Genomic DNA, 2,303 nt, shown 5'->3' with positions numbered 1-2,303 from the left:
AAACCGGGATGACAGATGTGGGTAGAGGCTACTTCAGCACCCGCACCTTGATGCTCCGGTACCAGACGTCGTCGCCGTGGTTCTGCAGGGCGATGTGGCCCTTGGGGCTGGCAGCGAAGGGCCAGTCCTTGAACTTGCTCTTCGCCACCTTGGCCTTGAACTCCGGCGAGCCCAGCTCGTACTCGGCCACCTTCTGGCCGTTCAGCCAGTGCTCGACGTGGTTCCCCTTCACCAGGAGGCGGCTCTCGTTGAACTCGCCCACCGGCTTCGTCGCGTCGACAGTGGGCGCGTAGAGGTCGTAGAGCGCGCCGGCCCGCTGCAGCGGCGGCTCGCCGCGGCTGTTGTCCAGCACCTGGTACTCGGGCCCGGAGTAGTAGCTGCGCTCGGGCGCCTCGCTGACGTGGTACATGACGCCGGAATTGCCCTTCGCGCTGATCTTCCACTCGAACGCGAGCTCGAAGCTGCCAAACTGTTCCTTGGTGATGAGGTCGCCCGAGGCCTTCGGGTCCGGCGCCAGGGTCTCCTCGACGACCTTCCAGTCGGACGCCGGCTTCTGGTAGCCGCGCCAGGCGTCCATCGACTTGCCGTCGAACAGCAGCTTCCAGCCGGCGGCCTGCTCGGCGGCGGTGAGCGTGTTGGGGTCAGCCATGGCCGGTTCTGCCAAGCATGCAAGCGCGACGGCGCCGATGACGAAGGCTCGCATCGCGTTCACTCCTAGAGACCCAGTTGCTGGAAGGCGCGTTCCAGCGCCGCCTTGACCTCGGCCGACGGGCCCGGATCGGACGGCCGCGCCACGTTGCCGATGTAGCCGATGTCCTTGAACCCGGCCTCGGTCGTGTAATAGGCGCCGATGACGAGGTAGCGGAACCGCTTGAAGAACTCGCCGCCCTCCGTCTGGAGCTTGGCCAGCGCCGCGGCGTCCGGCCTGGACCCCAGCTTCTTCAGGCCGTCGCGGATCAGAGGCCGGTCCTTCTCCTGGTCGGGATAGGGCGCGCTCATCCACTCGTCGATGAAGTCCGGGACGCCCAGCGCCGAAGCCGCGGGCGCCGTCCCCGAGGCGGGCAGGATGAAGTCGGAAAGCACGGCCGCCGCCTGCAGCTCGTCGTCCGACAGCAGCCGCGGCCACGGCGCCTTCTCGGGCTCCACCAGCTTGGGGTCGGTGCCGTAGCCCCTGGCGTCCGTCTTGCCGCCCATCTTCGGGCCGTACACCACCACGCCGGCGCCTACGACGGTGGCCGCGCCGACCACGCCGATCCAGGTCAGCGCGGTGCGGCGGTCGATCTTGCGGACGTAGCCTTCGGCTTGCTTGGGCTTCTGCTCGTCGCTCACAGCTCACCCCGCTTCGCCAGTTGCGCCAGGTGGTCGCTCGACCGCCAGGCCAGCGCCAGGATCGACAGGGTCGGGTTCTTGTCCGGGCTGGAGACCAGCACCGCCCCGTCGGTGATGAAGAGGTTCGGGACCGCCCAGGCCTGGCCGTACTGGTTGACCACCGAGTCCTTGTCCGAGTGGCCCATGCGGGCGGTGCCCACCTCGTGGATCATCTCGCCGCCCTTGGAGATGGCCTTCCTGCCGTCGCGCTCGACGTCGCCGATCGGCTTGCCGCCCAGACGGTCGATCGCCTCCAGGAAGGTCGAGACCATGTGCGCCGCCTGCCGCGTCTCGTGTTCGCCCCACTTCCAGTGGAAGCGCAGGACGGGCAGGCCCCACTTGTCCTTCACCTTGGGGTCCAGCTCGCAGTAGCAGTCGTCGTTCGGGATCATCTCGCCGCGGCCGTCGAAGCCGATGACGCTGCCGTACTTGTGGCGGAGGCGGTTTCGCAGGTCGTCGCCGACGCTGAGGTCGTTGTCGTCCAGCAGGCGCGACATGCCCATCGAGGGCATCCGCCGGCCGCCGCCGACCTCGACGTGGTAGCCGCGCGCGAAGCCCAGCTCCTTCTGTTTGTCGTAGCCCCACCACGGCGCATAGATGTGCTGGGTGCCCTGGCCGTCGTCGTTGGTGGGCGGCAGGCCCTCCAGCAGCGGGAACTGGCCGTTCACGGTCAGGCCCACGCTGTCCATCAGGTAGCGGCCGACCATGCCCGTGGTGTTGCACAGGCCGTCCGGGAAGAGCGAGCTCTTGGAGTTCAAGAGGATCCGCGCCGTCTCGCCCGAGCCGGCGGCCAACACCACGGCCTTGGCGGTCACCGAGTGGTGCTCGCCGGTCATCCGGTCGACGAAGGTGACCCCCTTGGCCTTGCCGGCCTTGTCGAGGTCGACCTGGTAGACCAGCGCGTTGGTGCGGACGGTCAGGTTGTTGGTCGCCTT

At 68.2% G+C, this 2,303-nt stretch carries 3 protein-coding genes; all 3 read right to left on the bottom strand.

Annotated features, from left to right (window positions below; all coding sequences use genetic code 11):
• Nucleotides 1–28 precede the first annotated feature (28 nt).
• Nucleotides 29–649, bottom strand: a complete 621-nt coding sequence (locus VGD44_RS26445; protein WP_331091800.1) for a DUF1080 domain-containing protein — start codon at nucleotides 647–649, stop codon at nucleotides 29–31.
• A gap of 65 nt (nucleotides 650–714) precedes the next feature.
• A complete protein-coding gene (locus tag VGD44_RS26440; RefSeq protein WP_331091798.1) occupies nucleotides 715–1,329 on the bottom strand; it encodes a gluconate 2-dehydrogenase subunit 3 family protein in 615 nt (204 codons plus the stop codon).
• Nucleotides 1,326–2,303 (bottom strand): GMC oxidoreductase (locus tag VGD44_RS26435; protein ID WP_331091796.1); only part of this gene is annotated, 978 nt, incomplete at its 5' end. The genes VGD44_RS26440 and VGD44_RS26435, both read right to left, overlap by 4 nt.

Source organism: Phenylobacterium sp., from assembly GCF_036402295.1.
Lineage (GTDB): Bacteria > Pseudomonadota > Alphaproteobacteria > Caulobacterales > Caulobacteraceae > Phenylobacterium.
Note: the sequence above shows the minus strand (reverse complement) of the source record. Positions and strands in the feature narration are given on the sequence as shown.

What these genes read in the sequence shown, in the direction of transcription:
- VGD44_RS26445 (WP_331091800.1), bottom strand. Translation starts at nt 649, where the DNA reads ATGGCTGACCCCAACACGCTCACCGCCGCCGAGCAGGCCGCCGGCTGG.